This window comes from Nonomuraea composti, from assembly GCF_012034275.1.
In the GTDB taxonomy this organism is placed as follows: domain Bacteria; phylum Actinomycetota; class Actinomycetes; order Streptosporangiales; family Streptosporangiaceae; genus Nonomuraea; species Nonomuraea composti.
Genome location: NZ_JAATEP010000006.1, coordinates 95,145 through 113,952, shown reverse-complemented (window position 1 = coordinate 113,952; position 18,808 = coordinate 95,145). Strand labels below are relative to the sequence as shown.

The window sequence follows — 18,808 nt, the reverse complement described above, 5'->3', positions numbered from 1 at the left end:
ATCAGCGTAGGCGGGTGCCGTCGATCGGTTTGACCGCGTCGCCGGTGGAGCCGTACCAGGTGACCTGGTCGGGCAGGTCGAGGGTGGCCAGCGCGTTCTGGAACCAGGGGCCCTTGGTGATCTTCCAGCGGAACGGCGGGCGCGGCACGCCCGCCAGCCGCGCCAGCAGGCTGCCGACCAGCGTGGCGATGGAGAACTGGGTGAACACGTTGGCCCAGCGCAGCATGCGGCTGAGCGGGTTGCGGATGGGCGAGCAGACGATCTGGAAGATCTGGCCCCGGTCGGCCTTGGCGAGGTAGGAGTAGTGGACGTCGCCCGACAGGATCAGCACCGGCTTGCCCAGCCCCATCAGCAGCCGCGCCAGGTCCTCGAACGAGCGCCGGAACGCCGCCCAGTGCTCCAGGTCGATGGCCTGGCGGAACGTCTCGGACCAGCGCCGCACGAGCGGTCCCCACTTGCCGTCGCACAGGGCCTCGTTCCAGTTCTGTACGCCGTGCACGCCCTCGGGCAGCAGGAACGGGATCGACGAGCCGATGATGAGCCGTTCTGCGGGCCGCCGGACCTCCTCCTCCAGCCAGGCCCACTCCCCCGGGTCGAGCATGCGCCGGTCGCCGGGGGTGAGCTGCCTGGCGCAGCGGGTGTCGACCATGATGAGGCGGGCGGTGCCGAGGTCGCGGGAGTAGCTCCAGCGGTTGCTGCTCGGCTCGGCGTCGGCCAGCTCGGCGAACGCGTCGAGCGCCGCCCCGCCGTCGCCGGCCATCAGCTTGGCCAGCAGCTCGTCCTCGGCGCGCTCGGCGGGCGAGAGGTTACCGAGGTGCTGGTAGACCCAGTACGCCCCGAGCCCCGCGACGACGCGGCGCTGCCACCACGGTGTGCGGGCCATCTGCTCGCGCCAGGGCTGCGAGGTGTTCCAGTCGTCGCGCAGGTCGTGGTCGTCGAAGATCATCGCGGTCGGCACGGTGGACAGCAGCCAGCGGATCTCGGTCTCGGTCCACGCCTGGCGGTAGAGCTCGGCGTACTCCTCGAAGTCGGCGATCTCGCCCTGCGGCTCGGTGGTCCTGCGCGAGCGGATGTAGGCGAGCATGTCGGGTGAGGGGTTGTCGGCGTAGACCTGGTCCCCGAGTAAGACCAGCAGGTCCGGCCACTCCTCCTCGTCCGCCTCGGGCAGGTGCTCGCCGAAGGCGCGCAGGACGTCGTCGCCGTGGCTGCGTACGTGCGCGGCGTCGTGCGGCACGCTGGTGCGGCACGATCCGAACGCCAGCCGGCGCACGCCTTCCGGGGGCAGCAGCCGGATCCGGCTCGGCGGGCGACCCGCCATGGGCCAAACCTGCTCCCCGTCGAGCTTCACCGCGTACGACGCGATATCCTGGGACAACTCGACGAGATCCACGATCGCGTAGTGGTGTCCGTGCACGGTGAACGTAGGCGACCGGTAAGACCTGCCATCCGCCTCCACGGTGACCGTGCAGGGCTCGGCGGTCTCCACCCAGATCGAAGCGCTGTCCGAGTCGACGTGTCTCAGCATCGGCCCCACCACCAGTGCGGGCATTCCACTCCTCAATTCGTCGATCCGGCACACTCTCGCTCCGCAAGCCTGCCAGAGTGGCACGGTCCACAGCATCCGATCAGCGGCTTGGATTTCTACCAACAACTAGGCAAGGTCAAACCCCCCGCTCTAGGATGATCGTGACATCAACGCCCAAAAAGGGAAGGCAACGGCGCTTTTCCCGCAAATAGGGCGTCCATACCGGGAGGAACTTCTTCCATGAGCATCATGGTGCCGTCAACGACGCCGGCCCTGATCACCCCGGGCCGCCAGGCCCTCGACTCCGCTCTCCACCAGCTCGACCAGGCCGCCGGCCACCTCGGGCTCGACGACGGGCTCCGCACGATGCTGGCCACGCCGCGCCGCTCGCTGACCGTCTCGGTGCCGGTCCGGCGCGAGGACGGCCGCCTCGACGTCGTCCAGGGCTTCCGCGTCCAGCACAACGTCTCGCGCGGCCCCGCCAAGGGCGGGCTGCGCTTTCATCCCGGCACCGACATCCACGAGGTCACCGCGCTGGCCATGTGGATGACGTGGAAGTGCGCCCTGGTCGGCATCCCGTACGGCGGCGCCAAGGGTGGCGTGGCCATCGACCCGGCCGGGCTCACCACCCGCGAGCTGGAGCGGATGACCCGCCGCTACGTCAACGAGATCCTGCCGCTGATCGGCCCGGAGAAGGACATCCCCGCGCCCGACGTCGGCACCGACGAGCAGACCATGGCCTGGGTCATGGACACCTACAGCGTCAACGCCGGCTACTCCGTGCCCGGAGTGGTCACCGGCAAGCCGATGACGCTCGGCGGCTCGCTCGGCCGCAACGGCGCCACCTCGCGCGGCGTGCAGATCGCGACCCTGGCCGCGCTCGGCCGCTCGCCCGAGGGCGTCACCGTGGCCGTGCAGGGCTTCGGCAAGGTGGGGGCGCTGGCCGCCCAATACCTGTCCGACGCCGGGTGCAAGGTCGTGGCGGTGTCCGACGTGACGGGCGCCGTGCACCACGCCGGCGGCCTCGACGTCGCGCGGCTGCGCGGGCACGCGGCCCAGACCGGCGGCGTGCGGGGCTTCCCGCAGGCCGACGCGCTGTCCCACGACGACCTGCTGGAGCTCGACGTGGACGTGCTCGTCCCGGCCGCGCTCGAAGGCGTGATCACCGAAGCCAACGCGCCCCGGATCCGCGCCCGCATGATCGTCGAGGGCGCCAACGGCCCCACCACGCCCGAGGCCGACGAGATCCTCGCCGCGAACGGGACCCTGGTCGTGCCCGACATCCTGGCCAACTCGGGCGGGGTGATCGTGTCGTACCTGGAGTGGGTGCAGAACATGCAGGCGTACTCGTGGAGCTCGGGCGAGGTCGAGCTCAAGCTCCGCGACCTCATGCTCGGCGCCTTCTCCGAGGTCACCTCGCTGGCCGCCGAGCGCGGCCTGACGCTGCGGCAGGCGGCGCACGTGATCGGCGTGGGCCGGGTGGCCGAGGCGCACCAGATGCGCGGCCTCTACCCGTGATCCCGCTGAGTCTTCTGATTCCGCCGGGCTCGCGACTTTAGTAGCACGGGGCTCGCCCAAGGTTCGATGCCGGGGCGGGCCCCGCGTTGCGATCGTGGAGCCATGAGAGGAATCATCAACGTCGTCGCCGTGATCGCCATCATCCAGGGGCTCGTCGGGTTCGCCGGGCGGATGTGGTTCGACAGCGAGTGGGGGTTCCTGCACCGGCTGGTGGAGCTGCCGCTGTGGGGGTATCCGGTGGTGGCGGTGGCGGGGCTGGTGACGCTGGTCCTGGTCGACGCCTCCAAGAAGCGCGAGCAGGGCTGAGGGCGCCCACAAGCGGCAGCGGCGCTGAGGACACCCAGAGGGTGAAGGCTCACTTGCCGCTGTAGAGGCGGTAGGTGGCCAGGATGTTGAGGCGGTGCAGGTCGCGGCAGAGCGCGAGCATGCCCCGCTCGGCCGCCTCCTTCGGCACCCGGTAACCGCCGAGCGCCGCCGCCAGCCGGGGGTCGAGCCGCTCGGCCCACGGGTCGGCGCACGCCGCGTACGTCTCCTCCAGGCTCCGCCCCGCCTCCACGCTCGCCACCACGTCGTCGTGCAGCCGCTCCAGGTAGCCGAGCAGCGTGTCCACGGCCGCCCGGCCGTCGCCCATCGGCCCGTGGCCCGGCACGATCGTCTCCAGCTCCGGCAGGGCCTCGCGCATCCGGTGCAGCGACGCCGCGTACGGCTCGGGGCCGCCCTGGAGCAGCATGTGGGCCGTGCCGGCGTGGCAGAGGAAGTTGCCGGTCCACGCCGTGCGCGTGTCGGGGACGTAGACCACGGTGTCGCCGGGCCCGTTGCCCGGGCCGAAGTGGTGCAGCTCCACCACCCGGCCGCCGAGGTCGATCTCCGCGTAGGAGTCGAACACCACGTCCGGCCGCCGCCACTCGCCGACCGTGTCGAGCAGCGCCGCGTCGCCGTACATGTTGCCCGACCTGACCTGCTTCTCGTACGCCAGGTCGGCCATGTTCTCCTTGTTCGCCCGCGAGGAGACGATGACGACCTCCTCCGGGAAGGCGGCGTTCCCGAACGTGTGGTCGCCGTGGTAGGTCGTGTTGACCAGGTAGCGCAGGGGCCGGCCGGTGAGCGCGGCGGCCGCCTCCTGGATCTTGACCGAGACCTCGGGCGTGATGCCCGCGTCGATCACCAGGGCCGCCTTCGTGCCCGCCACCACGCCGTTGTTGTCCTTCGGCGGGGGGCTGGCCATCAGCGCGTGGACGCCCTCCGCGAACGTGTGCGGCACCAGCTCCAGCCCCACCGGCGACAAGTTGGGCCCGCCGTACCCCTCGGGCCGCTCCGCGATCTCCCGCTCCGGAATCCGTGACCTCGACATCAGACTGTCTCCCTTCTCATGCCTCCAAACTAATCGAACGATCGATTATTTTTCAAGAGGTGGTTGGATGTTCTTCGTGAGCACCACCGCACCCCGCCGCCGCCCCGGCCGCCCCGCCAAGGCCGAGGCCGGCGACACCAAGGCCGCACTCCTCGACGCCGCCCTGCGCCTGTTCGCCCGCCAGGGCTACGCCGGCACCTCCATCAGGGCCATCGCCCGGGAGGTCGGGCTGAGCGAGAGCGTCCTGTACGCCCACTTCGACGGCAAACGCGCCCTCTACGACGCCGCCATGGAACTGGCCGGCCCCCAGGCCGCCACCCTCGCCATCGACGACGCCCCCGACGACCCCACCGCCTTCGTCGAGACGTTCGCCGCCCGCGTCCTGGCCGCCTGGGACGACCCCCGCTCCCGCCAGGTCACCAGCCTCGTCACCCGCGACGGCCTCATGCACGACGAGCTGCTGGACCTCGGCATCGAGGACGCCCTCGCCCACCTGTCGGCCCGCTTCGCGACCTGGCAGTCAGCCGGCCGCATCCGTACGGACCTGGGCAGCCCCGACGACCTCGCCTACGCCCTCCTGGCCCCCATCGCCCACGCCCGCATGCTGTGGCTCCACGCCGAGGCGACGCAGGCCCAGCTGGAGCGCGCCCGCCACCGCATCGCCGCCCACGCCACCCTCTTCGCCCGTGCCCTCACCCCACGCCAGGACACGCACGGCGGGAGGTGATGCGTGGGCTACGGCGAGCGCAGCGGGTCTCCGACACGCATAACGGCGGGGACCCGTGGGGGTTCCCAAAAGGCTTGTGGCAGGTGAAAACCGGCGAGCGGCGCACGAAGCGCGGCGAGCAGCGCACTAGGCAAGCAGGCAGCACGCCTGGCCAGCAGCGCAAGCAGCCGCTAGAGGCGCAGCTCGGCGTAGTCCAGGGCCTCCATCAGGCTTTCCAGATCGCGCATGAGCCGCTCGGTGCGTTCCTGGCCGAAAGCCAGCGCGATCACCCCCTGCTGCTCGGCGACCGCCCCATCGACGCGGGCCAGCAGCTCCGCCCCCCGCCCCGACACGAACACCGCCACCCGCCGCCGATCCCCCTTCGCCGGCCCGCGATACACCAGCGCCCGATCGATCAGCCGATCCACGGCCTTGGTGAGCGTCGGGTGCGGCATCAGCACCGCCTCGGCGAGCTCGCCCATCGAGGCGCCCCGCCCGTCGGCCAGCGCGCGCATGATGCGCCACTGCTCGACCGTCACGTCCTCGCCGGCGAGCACCGCCGCCAGCCCGCGGTTGACGCTGCGCTCCGCACGGCTGAGCAGGTAGGCGAGTGAGGACCCGAGCCCTGAGGTCGTCATGGTGAGGTCCTTTCGTCGGGGAGCTAAGTGGGAGGATACTCGTCGGCGTGGCGGCGACCGTCGATCCTCTCGAAGCGCGGCTCCTCCCTTCCGGCGCGGTCAGGATCGGCCTGATCGTCCCCGTGTCCGGGGTGCTGGGCCTGATGGGCCCGTGCGCGATCAACTGCGCCGTGCTGGCCGCCGAGGAGGTCAACGCCGGGGGCGGCGTGCTGGGCCGCCCGGTGGAGCTGGTGCTCATCGACGGTGGGCGTCCCGCCGGGCAGGTGGCGGCCGAGGTGGCGGGGCTGGTCCGGTCGGGCACGGTGGAGGCGGTGGCGGGCGCGCACGCGAGCGACGTGCGCGTGGAGGTGGTGGCGGCGATCGGGGGGCGGGTGCCGTTCGTGTACGCGCCGCCGTACGAGGGCGGCGGCCGGGCGCCGGGCGTCTACTTCCTGGGCGAGACCCCCGACCGGCAGCTCGCGCCGGGCATCGAGTGGCTGGCGGGCCCGCGCCGGGCGCGCCGCTGGTTCCTGCTGGGCAACGACTACATCTGGCCGCGCCTGGTGCACGCCAGCGCCCGCCGGCGGTTGCGGGCGGCGGGCGCGACGGTGGTGGGTGAGCGTTTCGTCCGGTACGGCGAGGCGGTGCGCTGGCTGGGCCGGGTGGCCGACGCCCGTGCTGACGCGATCCTGCTGACGTTGATCGGCAGTGACCTGGTGGCGTTCAACCGGGCGTTCGCGGCGGCGGGGCTGGGCGCGGCCCGGCTGTGCGGGGCTCTGGAGGAGCACGGCCTGCTCGGCATCGGCGGCGACGCGACCGGCGGGCTGTATGCGTCGATGGGCTATTTCCGCGACCTGCCGACCCCGGCGAGTCTCGACTTCGCGCAGCGGTACGCGGCCAGGTTCGGCGACGACGCCCCCATGCTGAACGCGCACGGGCACGGCTGCTACGAGGCGGTGGCGATGCTGGCGGCCCTGTGCGCGCGGGCGGGTTCGCTGGCGGTGCCGGAGCTGGACGCGGTGTCCGACGGCACCACGATCACCAGTGCGCGGGGCACGCTCACGCTGGTGGATCGGCAGGTGCGGCAGCCGGTGCACCTGGGCAGGGCCGACGGCCTGGGCTTCTTTCTGGAGAAACCTTTTCAGTAGAAAGCTTTGGCTCTAAGGTGCAGAACGCCCCCCAAGCACGAGGAGCCGTCATGAGCAGCGTCGAGCAGTTCGGCTACCGCCAGGAGCTTCAGCGCTCCCTCGGTTTCGCCGATCTGATGATCTATGGCTTGATCTTCATGGTGCCGATCGCCCCGTTCGGGATCTTCGGCAACGTGTTCGCCGTCTCCCACGGGATGGTCGCGCTGGCCTACCTCATCGGGCTGGTCGCGATGGCGTTCACGGCGCTGTCGTACGCGCAGATGGCCCGCGCGTTCCCGATGGCCGGGTCCGTCTACACCTACGCCGGGCGCGGCATCGCCGCCCCGGTCGGCTTCATCGCAGGCTGGGCGATCCTGCTGGACTACGTGCTGGTGCCCTCGCTGCTGTACCTGGTGGCCAGCACGGCCATGAGCTCGTTCGTCCCGGTGATCCCCGTCTGGGCCTGGCTGGCGATCTTCGTCCTGCTCAACACCGTCGTCAACTACCTGGGCATCCAGATGACGGCCAGGATCACCCGCATCATGCTGGTCGCCGAGCTGGCCGTGCTGGCGATCTTCCTCGTGGTCGGCGGGATCGCCCTCGCCCAGGGCAAGGCGCAGACCGGCGCGCTCACCCCGCTCTTCGAGCCCTCCTCCTTCACCTGGAGCGTCGTGCTCGCCGCGGCGTCGGTGGCGGTGCTGTCGTTCCTCGGCTTCGACGGCATCTCCACCCTCGCCGAGGAGAACCGCGAGGACGCCCGGCGCCTCGGCCGCTCCATGGTCGCCGCGCTCGGCGTCGCCGCCGTGCTGTTCGTGGTGCAGACGTGGGTGGCGGCGCTGCTCACCCCCAACCGGGCCAAGCTCATCGAGGCAGGCGACGCCGCGGGCAGCGCCTTCTACGACACCGCCGCGTTCGCCGGCGGCCAGTGGCTCTCGGTGCTCACCGCCGTCGCCACCGCCATCGCCTGGGGCTTCGCCAACTCGCTGGTCGCGCAGGCCGCCACCTCCCGCCTGCTGTTCGCGATGGCCCGCGACCGGCAACTACCGCGCTTCCTCGCCGTCGTGGACCCCAAGCACCGGGTGCCGGTCAACGCCACCTTCGCCGTCGCCGGCATCTCGCTGGTCCTCGGCATCTACATGAGCACCCGGACGAACGGCATCGGCGAGCTGGCCTCGCTGGTCAACTTCGGCGCCATGTTCGCCTTCCTGCTGCTGCACATCGCCGTGGTCGTGCACTACCTGATCAGGCAGCGCAGCCGCAACTTCTGGGCGCACCTGATCGCACCCGTGATCGGCTTCATCGTCCTGGTGGCCGTCGTGATCAACCAGAACGTCGCGGCCCAGTGGGTCGGCGGCATCTGGCTGGCCATCGGCCTGCTCGTCCTAGCCGGCTCCTACCTGCTGGGCCGCCGTCCCGTCCTTCCCACGGAGGTCAAATGAACGTCGTCTCCTACCGTCCCAAGCCGGAGGAGCTGAGCTACACCTTCGGCGGCCGGCCGGCCCTCGGCAAGGTGCGTCCCGGCACGATCCTGGAGCTCTACACCGAGGACTGCTTCGGCGGCCGGGTCCAGACGGTGGACGACCTGCCGTCCCGGGTGTGTGAGTTCCCGTATCTGAACCCGGTGACCGGGCCCTTCCACGTCGAGGGCGCCGAGCCCGGTGACACGCTGGCGCTGCACTTCATCTCGATCACCCCGGCCAGGGACTGGGCGGTGTCCACGACGTTCCCGCACTTCGGGGCGCTGACCGGGACGCACACCACGGCGATGCTGCAGCCGCCGCTGGAGGAGCGGGTGTGGCGGTACGACATCGACCTCGGCAGGAACGTCGCCGTCTACCACGCCCGCAACAGCGACTTCAGCGTCGCGCTGCCGCTCGACCCCATGCACGGCACGGTCGGCGTGGCCCCCGGCGCCAACGAGGCCCGCATGACGATCACGCCCGACGCGCACGGCGGCAACATGGACACCCCGGAGCTGCGCGCCGGCGTCACCGTGTATCTGGGCGTCAACGTCGAGGGCGGGATGTTCTCGATCGGCGACGGGCACGGGCTGCAGGGGCACGGCGAGGTGTGCGGCACGGCGGTGGAGTCGGCCATGAACACCGTGGTCGCCGTCGAGCTGATCAAGGGTGTCGCCACGCCGTGGCCGCGCCTGGAGGACGACCTGCACCTGATGTCCACCGGGTCGGCCAGGCCGCTGGAGGACGCGTACCGGATCAGCCAGCACGACCTGGTGACGTGGACGTCCGAGCTGACCGGCCTCGACACCCTCGACGCCTACCAGCTCGTCAGCCAGGCCGGCCAGGCGCCGGTCGGGAACGTGTGCGACACCAACTACACGATGGTCGCCAAGCTGCCGAAGGCGTATCTCGGCGGGGCGGCGGACGTCTACGAGTCGGCGCACGCCCGGCTGCGCGCGCTCGGTTCCCAGTACACAAGTTAGGTAAACCCCCATGTCGCAGGTCAGGATGCTGATCATCTTCGGCCTACAGTGACAGGGTGCTCAGGTTGGCCCTGTCTCTCGTCCTGCTCGATCCAGCCGCCGTCGCCGAGGTGTCGCAACGCAACGTCCCCGTTCCGCACGTGCTCACCCCTGACGGCGACCGCCTGGGCTACGCGCCGGTCCCGCGCCCCTACACGGGGGCGCGGCGGCTGACCGGGGTGCTGCTCGGCCGCGATCCGGTCGCGAAGACGGACGTGTTGTGCGGGGGCACGGTGATCGGCTCGCGCAGCCGCAGCCTCGTGCTGACGGCGGCGCACTGCCTCTACCACGACGGGCGGCTGCTCGAGCACCTGGCGTTCCTGCCCGGTTTCGATCGGGGCCGGCCGCCGATGGGAGTCTGGCCGGTCGTCCGTACATGGGTGCCGGCCAAGTGGCGCACCCGGCCGTACTCGCCGGAGCTGTTGCCGTACGACGTGGGGCTGGTGGGTGTCGCCAGCGGGAAGCGCCCGCTGGAGTCGGTCACCGGGCGGGGGCTGCCGCCGATGGCCACGACCAGGGGCACGGAGCTGCGCGGTCTCGAACTGCTCGGGTATCCGGCGGGGCGGGGGTATCCGGGCACGAAGATGTACCGGTGCGTGGGTGACGCGACCGAGGGGGTGTCCGAGGGGCCGGGGCTGATGATCACGCGCAACTGTCACGCCGCGGCGGGCGGCAGCGGCGGCCCCGCCTTGTACGGCGGGGCGGTGGCGGGCGTCGTGTCGTCGTCCAGCCCGCTGAGCGACGCGAAGGGTTACACGGTGCTGACCCGGCTGGGGGGCAGGCCGTTCCAGCGCATGTTCACCAGGGCCGACCGGGAGATGCGGCTCAAGCCGGCCGGCTGAGGCCCCGGGTCTTCAGCCGCCCGCCTGGGCGACGATCTCCTCGCAGAGGGCGTGCGAGGCCAGCGCGTCGGTGGCGTCGAGGCGGCGCCCGTCGCGCACGGCGGACAGGAACTCCAGGCAGATCTGCTCGATCCCGCGCTGCCTGGCCACCGGCACCCAGTCGGGCCGCCGCGTCAGGGTCTCGCCGCCCTGGTGGGCGATGACGTCCCCGAGGTTGACCACCCGCCGCTTGGCGCCGTCGCCCATGGCGGCGCAGCTCTCCTCGGAGGCGCCGCTCATCCGGTTCATGACGCCGAGGGCGGTGAAGCCGTCGCCGGACAGCTCCAGCACGATGTGCTGGACGAGGCCGTCGCGGACGCGGGTCCTGATCGTGGTGCCGGTGGCCGGCCCGGGCAGCAGGAACCGCAGCGTGTCGGCGACGTGGATGAAGTCCTCGAAGATGGCGCGGCGCGGCACGTCGGGCAGGTTGTGGCGGTGCTTCTCCATGAGGACGAGGTGCCGGGGGTGGGCGGCCAGCTCGACGTAGCCGGGGGCGTAGCGGCGGTTGAAGCCCACCATGAGGGACCGGTCTTCCGTCTCGGCCAGCCGGACGAGCCGCTCGCAGGCGTCCAGCGAGAAGGCGAGCGGCTTGTCGACGTAGACGTGGATGCCGGCGCTGAGCAGCGCCTCGACGATCTCGGGGTGGGCGTCGGTGGCCGCGTGCACGAACGCCGCGCGCACCCCCGCCTTGATCACGTCGTCCACGCTGGTGGAGCGGGCGGCGATGCGGTAGGTGTCGCCGAGCCGGTGCAGCCGGGCCTCGTTGCGGGTGCACAGGTGCAGGTCGAGGGCCGGCTGGGCGGCGAGCACGGGCAGGTACGCCTTCTCCGCGATGTCGCCGAGGCCGATCATGGCAATCTTCATCCGTCGAGCGTAGCCTTCAGCGCCGCGTCGACCGGGGTAGGCGCGGCACCGAACGTGCGCTGGAAGGCGGAGGAGTCGAGCACGAACGGCGCGGTGAACTGGTAGCGGACGTGCCGCAGCTCGCCGAGCATGGGCGAGAACAGCCCGGCCGCCCGCACCAGCGGCCACGGCAGCACCCGCAGCCGGGGCTCGGGGCTGCCGGACACGGCGGCCATCCGCGCCGCCATCTGGCGGAAGGTCAGCGGCTCGGCGGTGGGCACGTGCCAGGGCCTGCCCCAGGCGCGCTCGTCCGCGCCCGCGGTGATCATCGTGTCGGCGACGTCCGGCAGGTACGTCCAGCTGTGCGGGACGTCCGCGGGCCAGGGCGAGACGATCGGCTTGCCCGCCTTGAGCGGCGCGATGAAGCGGTCGCCGAGGTAGGACTGGTCGCTGGCGCCGGGGCCGTAGTAGTCGGAGCCGCGGATCTCGGTGGCCCTGATCCGGCCGGCCTCGTGCGCGGCCAGCGCGTCGGCCCACATCTGGGCGCGTACCCGGAACTTGGGGTTCGGGGAGGAGAGCGGCAGGTCCTCGGTCATGGGGGCGGTGACGGGCCCGTACGGGTAGAGGTTGCCGAGCATGACGTAGACGGCGCCGCTCGCCTCGGCGGCGGCCAGGAACGAGGCGGCCATCGGCGGCCAGTCGGTGAGCCAGCGGTGGTACTTCGGGTTCACGCAGTTGTAGAGGACGTCGGCGCCTCGGGTGATGTCGGTCAGCCTGGCCCGGTCGGCGACGTCCGCGGCGACCTTGGTCGCGCCGTCCGGGCCGCTGCCGGAGCGGGTGACGACGACGACCTCGTGCCCGTGGGCGATGAGCTTGGCGGCCAGGTGCGCGCCGACCTGGCCGGCACCGACGACGACGTGCTTGCCCATGATCAGACCTCGTTCCAGAAGATGCGGAGAACCGCATTGAGGATAAAGAGTGCGGCGAAGATGATCGCCGGGGTGATCACCCCTGCGGCGTAGAGGGCGAGGGCGCCGCCGCCGAACCAGACGATCTCCAGGGCGGCGCGGGCCAGGCCGGTGAGCGGGAAGGTGGCGTTCGCGCCGCCACCCGCCCCGAACAGTGCCCACGCCGTGATGAACAGCGCGGGGCCGCCGAGCCCGGCCAGCAGCTTGATGCCCCAGTTGGGGCTGACGGTGAAGCCCCAGTAGGCGACGGAGGCCAGCACCCCGAGCTCCAGCAGGAACATGAGGAGCATGTTGGCGTTCTTGGCGAGGGCGAGCATCGGGGGCCTCCGGGTGAGGGGTGGTTCGCTTACGAGAGCAATGCTCTCTCAAGAGAGCGCCGATCGTCAAGAGCGGTGCTCTCGTTTCTTGTCACCGCTCTGGTAATCTGCTGCGCATGACAGCCAGCCGCACCGCCAGAGAACGCGTCAGGGCCGAGCTCACCCGAGAGATCACCGACATCGCCCGCCGGCAGCTCGCCACCGAGGGAGCCGGCGGCCTGTCACTGCGGGCCGTGGCCAGGGAGATGGGCATGGTCTCCTCGGCCATCTACCGCTACTTCCCGAGCCGCGACGACCTGCTCACCACACTGATCATCGACGGCTACAACGCGCTCGGCGCGGCCGTCGAGCGCGCCGAGGCCGCCGTCCCCCGCGACGACCACCTCGGGCGATGGCTGGCCGCCTGCCGGGGCGTGCGCGAGTGGGGGGTGGCCCATCCCCACGAGTACGCGCTGATCTACGGCTCCCCCGTCCCCGGCTACCAGGCACCCCAGGAGACGATCGAGGCCCGCCTGCGCGACGTCGTCGTACTGGGCCGCCTCATGACCGACGCCTGGCAGGCGGGCGCGGTCCGCGCCCCCGGGGAGGAGGCGCCGCCGCAGCTCGAACCGGACATCGCCGGCTTCCGCGACCTCATGCCCGGCGTGCCCGACCCCGTGGTCTGGCGCGCCCTCTCGGCCTGGACGAGTCTGTACGGATGGGTGAACTTCGAGGTGTTCGGCCAGTTCAACAACACCCTCCACGACCGGGGCGGCGCCTTCGAGCACAGCATGCGGATCGCGGCGGGCACGATCGGGCTTGCTCAGTAAGACTTACTAAGTTTTACTGAATACATGGCTCGTAAGTCTCAGGAGCTCGGCCGCTTCACGGATGTGGCGCTGCTCGTGCTCATCAGCCTCGCCGAGGGGCAGAAACACGGATACCGCATGATCAGCGACATCGAGGAGTTCTCCGGCACGTCGCTGGAGCCCGGCACGCTGTACGGGGCGCTGATGCGGCTGGAGGAGCGCGGCTGGATCGAGCCGGTCGCCTCCGCCGAGCGGCGCAAGCCGTACCGGATCACCGACGGCGGGCGGGCCGCGCTGCGCGAGCAGCTCGCCACGCTGCGCCGGGTGGAGCAGACCGGGGTCCGGCGCAGCCTCGCATGGGGGCCGGCATGATGCGGGCCGTGGCGGGGGCCGTGCTGCGCCTCTACCCGAAGGCGTGGCGAGAGCGTTACGGCGAGGAGGTCGCCGACCTGGTCGCCGCGCGCCCCGTGCGGGCGCGCACCGTGGCCGACCTGGCGATGGGGGCGGCCGACGCGTGGCTGCACCGCCGCCGCATCCCCGGCGCCCGGCCGCTGCGCCTGCCGCTGTGGGCGATCCTCGTCGCCGGCTCCTACGCCCTGTGGCTGCTGTGGGGCCCGGCCGTGAGCGGGCCGGCCAGGCTCTCCTTCGCGTGGGCGGACGCCTCCGAGGCCGGCTGGCTGTTCAGGGCGGCCACCTCCTGCTTCACCATGGCCGCCGCCATGGCGCTGCTGTCGCCGTGGCAGCTCGGCCTCGCCGTGCGCGCCGCCGGGAAGCGCGCCCCCTACGGGGCGGCGGCCCGCGCGACGGGGCGGCGGGTGCTGCTGACGGCGCTCGCCGTGGCCGTCCCGGCCGGGTTCGTCCTGGCCGCCTACCTCGGCTACGTGTTCGGCACCGTGCATCCCGTCACGGCGCTCGGCGGCGCCATGGTGGGCGGCTTCTTCGTCCCGACGCTCATGACGCTGGTCCTGCCGGTGCCGCTGACCGCGTCCGGCTCGCCCGTGCTGGCGGGCGGCGCGCGGGCGGCCGGCAAGTCGCTGGCGGTGGCCGCGATGCTGAACGGGATCGCGTGGCTGGCCGTGGCGGGGCTGATGGCGTTCGGGCTGCGGCACTCCTCGCCGTGGTTCGTCACGGCGGTGGCGGCCGGGGCGGTGCTCAGCACCGGGCTGGCGGCGCTGGTGGCGTGGGCCGTGCTCAGGAGCGCCCCGCACGACCCGGCGGCCCTGCCCGACCCCGCCCCTCTCGGCCCGCTCCGCATCTGAGCCGTCCACCTTTCGGAGGGTCAGGCGGTCGCGCGGGGTTTGAGCAGGGGGACGAGCACCTCGTCCACGATCTCGACCACCAGCCGCTCCGGGATCGGCGGCCCCTCGAACAGGAAGTGGTGGCGCAGCAGCGCGTGCCCGGAGTCGAGGCGGCGCGGGGTGACGTCCGCCGGGTCCACCTCGCCGCGCTCCACCGCCCGCCGCACGATCTCCTCCATCAGCTTCCTGGCCGTGCCCTGAGAGTTGCGCCGCATGGTGCTCAGCGGCGACTCGCCCCGCAACGCCTCGCCGAGCAGCCCGCGCATCGCCTCACCGGCCGGGCCCGACAGGGCCTGCGCCGTACGGGTGAGCATGGCGACCAGGTCGCCGCGCAGGCTGCCGGTGTCGGGCGAGCTCTCCGGGCTGGGCAACGACTGGTAGACCGCCTCCATCACCAGCTCGATGCGGGTGGGCCAGCGCCGGTAGAGCGACGCCTTGCTGGCCTTGGCCCGCTCGGCGACCCGCTCCATGGTCAGCCCGGCGTAACCGACCTCGGCCAGCTCGTCGAGCGTGGCCTGGTAGATCGCGGCGGAGAGCGCCTCGCCCCGGCGTCGTGGCAGCTTGCGGTGGTCGGTGACCATGGCATGCATTCTAGGAAGCGCCGGTGACCGCGCCGGTATCGCCGTGGACGGTGACGAGCTGCCCGTCCTTCAGGGCGGAGGTGCCCGTCCCGGTGCCCATGACGGCCGGGATGCCGTACTCCCTGGCCACGATCGCGGCGTGCGAGGCGGCGCCGCCGGTGTCCACGACGACGGCCGCCGCGCGCTGGAACAGCGGTGTCCACGACGGGTTCGTGTACGGGCAGACGAGCACGTCGCCGGCGGCGAGGCGGCCGAACTCGGCGGGCTTGGTGATCACCTTCACCGGCCCGGTCGCGGTGCCGCCGCCCGCCGGGGTGCCGGTGAGCAGCGCGTCGCCGGTGACGGACGGCGGGAAGATCGCGGCCGGGTCGATGAGCCGCACGCCGGACAGCTCCTCCCGCTTGAGCGCCCGCCTGGCGACGAGCTCCCGCAGCCGCTCGGCGTGCGCCCCGCTCAGGGTGGCCACGTCCCGGATCTCCTCCAGCTCCTCCATCCGCAGGTGGAAGACGTCCTCAGGCGTCGTCAGGACGCCGGCGGCACGCAGGCGGCGGCCCAGCTCCAGCAGCGCCCGGCGCAGGACGGGCTGCGGCATCGTGAAATAGAAGTGGCTGTCCTCCCTGAACGCGACGCCGGCCCGCGCCGCCTCCACCCACCGCTTGACGAGCGCGCGACGGCCCTCCGACCGCAGCCAGGGGTGGGCGAGCAGCCGCTCCAGCGCGTCCCCGCGCGCCGGTCGTTCCTGCTCCGGCGTGCTCCCGGACAGCACCTTCACCAGCCCCAGCACCACCTCGGGGGCATCGCCCCAGGTGGGCGGCGTGACGAGGATGGGGCTGGCGGTCTCCCGATGCCCGTACTCGTCGAGGAACGCCGCCAGCGCCCGCGCGAAATCGGCGGGCGGCGGCTCCGACTCCAGCGCCCCCGTCCGTCTGGCCAGCTCCGCCAGCCGCTCCAGGCCCTCGTTGGTGTCCGTGGTCCTGGTGCGCGCCCCGTGCAGCAGGTCGGCGAACAGCTTGCGCCGCCCCAGCAGCCGTACCGCCACCAGGAGCCGCAGCAGCGCCAGCCCGGTGCCGGGCAGGTAGTCCACGCGCAGGTCGGCCACGGGTGCCACCAGGGCGAGCGCCTGCCGGGGCACGCGCAGCAGCTCGCCCCACGGCATCGCGCTCAGGTCGCGGGAGCGCAGCTCCTCGACCTTCGCCAGGTAGTCGCGAAAGCGCCGGTCCCGCGTCCACTTCGCCGGGTCGTACCGCATCGCCTTGGCCAGCACCAGGAGCGGCGCGATGAGCACCTTCGGGGCCGGCTTCGGCGACGGGGGCACCAGCCGGTAGACGACGCCGTCCTCCTCCTGCAAGAAGTCGTCGAACGCGCGCCGCACGCCGAAGCCGGCCAGGACGTTGCGCATCAGCCCCGCCGGGCCGTACGGGACCCAGGTGGACATGTCGATCGGGTAGGGCCGCTCGGGCAGGTACTCCATCAGGACCGTGGCCAGGCGGCGCCGGAGCGGGTTGAGCCGGCCCACCGGAGGCGGCGGCAGCGCGGTCATGGGGCGGGCCTGGAGCAGGTGGAGCCGCCCGCCCGCGTACGCCCACTCGACGTCCTGCGGGCGCCCGAAGTGCGCGGCCACCTTCCGCCCCAGCCGTCCCAGCTCCGCCACCACCGCATCCGGCAACCGCCCGGCCCGCTCCCCGGCCCCGCTCTCATGAATGACGCCGCCGCCGGGAGCGCTGCGGACGACCACCTCCCGGCGCCCGGGGGTGAAGGTGAGGTGGCCGTGCGCGTCCAGCACGTAGTGGTCCGGGGTGACGAGGCCCGAGACGACGGCCTCGCCGAGCCCGCTGCTCGCGTCGATGACGAGCTGGGTGCGGTCGCCGGTGACCGGGTTCGCGGTGAACAGGACGCCCGCCACCTCCGCCTCCACCATGCGCTGCACCACCACCGCGATCCGCACGTCCGCGTCGTCGATGCCCAGCCTGGCCCGGTAGGCGACGGCGCGCTCGGTCCAGAGGGAGGCCCAGCAGCGGCGGACGGCGTCGAGCAGGGCGGGCTCGCCGGTGACGTTCAGGTAGGTGTCCTGCTGTCCGGCGAAGGCGGCGCCCGGCAGGTCCTCGGCGGTGGCGCTCGACCGCACGGCCACGGGCCCGCCGCCGAGCCCGGCGTAGGCGTCGGTGATGGCCTGCCGCAGGTCGGCGGGCAGCTCGGCGCGCACGCCGCGCCCTTGGGCGCCCAGCTCGTACGCGTGCGTGGTGACGACGAACCCGTCAGGCACCGGGAAGCCGCTCCTGACCAGCTCCCCCAGGTTGGCGCCCTTGCCTCCGGCCACCGCCAGGTCGGCGCGCCCGAAGGCGCTCAGCGGTGCGACGAGCTTCACTGGTTCTCCTCGATGTAGGCGGTGGTGCGGAGCGGGCGCGCCGGCAGCGCCAGTGCCAGCAGGAACGCCACGAGCAGCAGCGGCGCCATGGCCGCGAAGATCGGCGGCGCGGCGGCGGCGAACGCGTCGCGCACGCTCTCCGGCAGTCGCGCGGGCGAGGTGCTGGAGATGCCCGACCGCAGCGTGATCAGGGCGCCCACCAGGGCCACCCCGGCCGACGCGCCGATCTGCCGCAGGAACGTCACCGACGAGGTGGCGGTGCCGAGGTCGGCGTACTCCACGGCGTTCTGCGTGGCCAGCACCATGACCTGCATGACCAGCCCGATCCCGAGCCCGGTCAGCAGCAGCGCGGCGACGAGCACGGCCGGCGCGGCCCCGGCCAGCCCCAGCAGCCCGAGCCCGGCCGCCGCCAGGGCGGTGCCCGCGATGGGATACGGCTTGTACGTCCCCGTCCTGCTGATGAGCCGGCCGGACACGACGGTGGTGAGCAGCACGCCGCCCATGAGCGCGGTCACCAGCAGCCCTGCCCGCGTGGCGCTGGTGTGCAGGGCGATCTGCGCGTACGCGGGCAGGTACGTGACGGTCCCGAACAGCGCGAACCCGATGAGCAGGCTGATCGTCACGGGCACCGCGAACGCCCGGTCCCTGAACAGCCGCAGCGGCAGGATCGGGTCCCGCGCGTACCGGGCGCTGACCAGCCACGCCACGACGCCCGCGGCGGCCAGGACGAGGTAGGCCGGGTTGCCGCTCTCCCCCACCATGACCACCCCGACCACGGCGACGCCGAGCGTGACGGCCCCGGCCACATCGAGCGGCGCCTTCGTACGGGGCCGCGGCAGCTTGAGCGCGACCGTCAGCAGCACGAGCGCCAGCAGCCCCAGCGGCGGGTAGATGGCGAAGATCCACCGCCAGCCGGCCCGGTCGACGAAGAACCCGCCGACCAGCGGCCCGCCGACGGCGGCCACGATGTACGCGGCCCCGAACAGGCCGAGGTAACGCCCGCGGTCACGGGGGCTGACGAGCTCCCCGATGATCGCCTGCGACCCGATGACGAGCCCGCCGCCGCCCAGCCCCTGGATGGCGCGGAAGGCGATGAACTGCGGCATCGTCGTGGCCATCGCGCACAGCACGGCCCCGGCCACGAAGATCATGACGGCGGCCTGCATGACGGGCTTGCGGCCGTACCGGTCGCCGAGCTTGCCGTAGACGGGCATGACGACGGTGGCGGCGGCGAGGTAGGCGGTGACGACGGCGGGCATCTGGTCGAGCCCGCCGAGGGCTCCGGCGACGGCGGGCAGCGCGGGCGCCATGATCGTCTGGTCGAGGGCGCCGAGCAGCATCGCCAGCACCAATCCGGACAGCACGAAAAGCACGGCATCACCAGCCTTAGTGAACGGACCGTTCTCTAACGAGCATAGGATTCACCGCAGAGAAACGCAAC

The 18,808-nt window shown here is 72.3% G+C and carries 19 protein-coding genes; 10 read left to right on the top strand and 9 right to left on the bottom strand.

Features of this window, described 5'->3' with window-relative positions; all coding sequences use genetic code 11:
* Position 1: 1 nt before the first annotated feature.
* The gene (locus HCN51_RS10955; RefSeq protein ID WP_168009318.1) at positions 2-1,549 is read right to left on the bottom strand and encodes an alkaline phosphatase D family protein; all 1,548 of its coding nucleotides are present in this window, start codon (positions 1,547-1,549) and stop codon (positions 2-4) included.
* Between the two features lie 216 nt (positions 1,550-1,765).
* Between HCN51_RS10955 and HCN51_RS10950 the strand changes: the two genes are divergently transcribed.
* Complete coding sequence (locus HCN51_RS10950) at positions 1,766-3,043, top strand: Glu/Leu/Phe/Val family dehydrogenase (RefSeq protein ID WP_168009316.1); 1,278 nt, start codon at positions 1,766-1,768, stop codon at positions 3,041-3,043.
* A gap of 102 nt (positions 3,044-3,145) precedes the next feature.
* Complete coding sequence (locus HCN51_RS10945; RefSeq protein WP_168009314.1) at positions 3,146-3,349, top strand: hypothetical protein; 204 nt, start codon at positions 3,146-3,148, stop codon at positions 3,347-3,349.
* A gap of 49 nt (positions 3,350-3,398) precedes the next feature.
* Here the strand turns inward: HCN51_RS10945 and HCN51_RS10940 are convergent, their stop codons facing one another.
* Positions 3,399-4,394: an MBL fold metallo-hydrolase gene (locus tag HCN51_RS10940; RefSeq protein WP_168009312.1), complete on the bottom strand. Its 996-nt coding sequence runs from the start codon at positions 4,392-4,394 to the stop codon at positions 3,399-3,401.
* 67 nt (positions 4,395-4,461) lie between these two features.
* On the opposite strand from HCN51_RS10940, the gene HCN51_RS10935 reads away from it, so the two are divergent.
* On the top strand, positions 4,462-5,121 hold the full coding sequence (locus tag HCN51_RS10935) for a TetR/AcrR family transcriptional regulator (protein ID WP_168009310.1): 660 nt from the start codon (positions 4,462-4,464) through the stop codon (positions 5,119-5,121).
* Between the two features lie 170 nt (positions 5,122-5,291).
* Here HCN51_RS10935 and HCN51_RS10930 read toward each other — a convergent pair whose 3' ends face one another.
* A complete protein-coding gene (locus tag HCN51_RS10930; protein WP_168009308.1) occupies positions 5,292-5,738 on the bottom strand; it encodes a MarR family winged helix-turn-helix transcriptional regulator in 447 nt (148 codons plus the stop codon).
* Between the two features lie 47 nt (positions 5,739-5,785).
* On the opposite strand from HCN51_RS10930, the gene HCN51_RS10925 reads away from it, so the two are divergent.
* From HCN51_RS10925 to HCN51_RS10910, 4 genes are read left to right on the top strand one after another with little or no spacing between them, the layout of a single operon-like run.
* A complete protein-coding gene (locus tag HCN51_RS10925) occupies positions 5,786-6,865 on the top strand; it encodes a substrate-binding domain-containing protein (protein WP_346433604.1) in 1,080 nt (359 codons plus the stop codon).
* A gap of 50 nt (positions 6,866-6,915) precedes the next feature.
* Complete coding sequence (locus HCN51_RS10920; protein WP_168009305.1) at positions 6,916-8,283, top strand: APC family permease; 1,368 nt, start codon at positions 6,916-6,918, stop codon at positions 8,281-8,283.
* Complete coding sequence (locus HCN51_RS10915; protein WP_168009303.1) at positions 8,280-9,287, top strand: acetamidase/formamidase family protein; 1,008 nt, start codon at positions 8,280-8,282, stop codon at positions 9,285-9,287. Before HCN51_RS10920 ends, HCN51_RS10915 begins: the two co-directional genes overlap by 4 nt.
* Positions 9,288-9,343: 56 nt before the next feature.
* Entirely contained in the window at positions 9,344-10,168 is an 825-nt protein-coding gene (locus tag HCN51_RS10910; protein ID WP_080041903.1) for a trypsin-like serine peptidase, read from the top strand.
* Positions 10,169-10,180: 12 nt separating this feature from the next.
* On the opposite strand, the gene HCN51_RS10905 is transcribed toward HCN51_RS10910, so the two are convergent.
* Genes HCN51_RS10905 through HCN51_RS10895 form a run of 3 tightly spaced genes read right to left on the bottom strand, consistent with a single transcriptional unit; the run spans position 10,181 to position 12,335 of the window.
* Positions 10,181-11,071: a Gfo/Idh/MocA family protein gene (locus tag HCN51_RS10905; RefSeq protein ID WP_168009301.1), complete on the bottom strand. Its 891-nt coding sequence runs from the start codon at positions 11,069-11,071 to the stop codon at positions 10,181-10,183.
* Positions 11,068-11,979, bottom strand: a complete 912-nt coding sequence (locus HCN51_RS10900) for an NAD-dependent epimerase/dehydratase family protein (RefSeq protein ID WP_168009299.1) — start codon at positions 11,977-11,979, stop codon at positions 11,068-11,070. The genes HCN51_RS10905 and HCN51_RS10900 overlap by 4 nt, the downstream gene beginning before the upstream one ends.
* Positions 11,980-11,981: 2 nt before the next feature.
* Positions 11,982-12,335 (bottom strand): YrdB family protein, encoded by a 354-nt coding sequence (locus tag HCN51_RS10895; RefSeq protein ID WP_168009297.1) that lies wholly within the window; start codon positions 12,333-12,335, stop codon positions 11,982-11,984.
* Positions 12,336-12,451: 116 nt separating this feature from the next.
* Between HCN51_RS10895 and HCN51_RS10890 the strand changes: the two genes are divergently transcribed.
* The 3 genes from HCN51_RS10890 to HCN51_RS10880 are packed head-to-tail and all read left to right on the top strand — an operon-like array spanning position 12,452 to position 14,382.
* Positions 12,452-13,144 (top strand): TetR/AcrR family transcriptional regulator, encoded by a 693-nt coding sequence (locus HCN51_RS10890; RefSeq protein ID WP_168009295.1) that lies wholly within the window; start codon positions 12,452-12,454, stop codon positions 13,142-13,144.
* Positions 13,145-13,168: 24 nt separating this feature from the next.
* Positions 13,169-13,495, top strand: coding sequence for a PadR family transcriptional regulator (locus HCN51_RS10885; RefSeq protein WP_168009293.1), 327 nt, complete (start codon positions 13,169-13,171; stop codon positions 13,493-13,495).
* Positions 13,492-14,382, top strand: a complete 891-nt coding sequence (locus HCN51_RS10880) for a hypothetical protein (RefSeq protein ID WP_168009291.1) — start codon at positions 13,492-13,494, stop codon at positions 14,380-14,382. The genes HCN51_RS10885 and HCN51_RS10880 overlap by 4 nt, the downstream gene beginning before the upstream one ends.
* Positions 14,383-14,402: 20 nt before the next feature.
* Here the strand turns inward: HCN51_RS10880 and HCN51_RS10875 are convergent, their stop codons facing one another.
* The 3 genes from HCN51_RS10875 to HCN51_RS10865 are packed head-to-tail and all read right to left on the bottom strand — an operon-like array spanning position 14,403 to position 18,731.
* On the bottom strand, positions 14,403-15,002 hold the full coding sequence (locus HCN51_RS10875) for a TetR/AcrR family transcriptional regulator (protein WP_168009289.1): 600 nt from the start codon (positions 15,000-15,002) through the stop codon (positions 14,403-14,405).
* A 10-nt stretch (positions 15,003-15,012) separates the two neighbouring features.
* A complete protein-coding gene (locus HCN51_RS10870; RefSeq protein WP_168009287.1) occupies positions 15,013-17,367 on the bottom strand; it encodes a PEP/pyruvate-binding domain-containing protein in 2,355 nt (784 codons plus the stop codon).
* Positions 17,364-18,731 (bottom strand): MFS transporter, encoded by a 1,368-nt coding sequence (locus tag HCN51_RS10865; RefSeq protein ID WP_346433603.1) that lies wholly within the window; start codon positions 18,729-18,731, stop codon positions 17,364-17,366. Before HCN51_RS10865 ends, HCN51_RS10870 begins: the two co-directional genes overlap by 4 nt.
* Positions 18,732-18,808 lie beyond the last annotated feature (77 nt).

Bases quoted from the DNA above. Each gene is read 5' to 3' on its own strand.
- HCN51_RS10880 (WP_168009291.1), top strand. From the start codon at position 13,492: ATGATGCGGGCCGTGGCGGGGGCCGTGCTGCGCCTCTACCCGAAGGCG.
- HCN51_RS10875 (WP_168009289.1), bottom strand. From the start codon at position 15,002: ATGGTCACCGACCACCGCAAGCTGCCACGACGCCGGGGCGAGGCGCTC.
- HCN51_RS10905 (WP_168009301.1), bottom strand. From the start codon at position 11,071: ATGAAGATTGCCATGATCGGCCTCGGCGACATCGCGGAGAAGGCGTAC.
- HCN51_RS10900 (WP_168009299.1), bottom strand. From the start codon at position 11,979: ATGGGCAAGCACGTCGTCGTCGGTGCCGGCCAGGTCGGCGCGCACCTG.
- HCN51_RS10920 (WP_168009305.1), top strand. From the start codon at position 6,916: ATGAGCAGCGTCGAGCAGTTCGGCTACCGCCAGGAGCTTCAGCGCTCC.
- HCN51_RS10885 (WP_168009293.1), top strand. From the start codon at position 13,169: ATGGCTCGTAAGTCTCAGGAGCTCGGCCGCTTCACGGATGTGGCGCTG.
- HCN51_RS10915 (WP_168009303.1), top strand. From the start codon at position 8,280: ATGAACGTCGTCTCCTACCGTCCCAAGCCGGAGGAGCTGAGCTACACC.
- HCN51_RS10890 (WP_168009295.1), top strand. From the start codon at position 12,452: ATGACAGCCAGCCGCACCGCCAGAGAACGCGTCAGGGCCGAGCTCACC.
- HCN51_RS10955 (WP_168009318.1), bottom strand. From the start codon at position 1,549: ATGCCCGCACTGGTGGTGGGGCCGATGCTGAGACACGTCGACTCGGAC.
- HCN51_RS10950 (WP_168009316.1), top strand. From the start codon at position 1,766: ATGAGCATCATGGTGCCGTCAACGACGCCGGCCCTGATCACCCCGGGC.
- HCN51_RS10930 (WP_168009308.1), bottom strand. From the start codon at position 5,738: ATGACGACCTCAGGGCTCGGGTCCTCACTCGCCTACCTGCTCAGCCGT.
- HCN51_RS10935 (WP_168009310.1), top strand. From the start codon at position 4,462: ATGTTCTTCGTGAGCACCACCGCACCCCGCCGCCGCCCCGGCCGCCCC.
- HCN51_RS10945 (WP_168009314.1), top strand. From the start codon at position 3,146: ATGAGAGGAATCATCAACGTCGTCGCCGTGATCGCCATCATCCAGGGG.
- HCN51_RS10895 (WP_168009297.1), bottom strand. From the start codon at position 12,335: ATGCTCGCCCTCGCCAAGAACGCCAACATGCTCCTCATGTTCCTGCTG.
- HCN51_RS10940 (WP_168009312.1), bottom strand. From the start codon at position 4,394: ATGTCGAGGTCACGGATTCCGGAGCGGGAGATCGCGGAGCGGCCCGAG.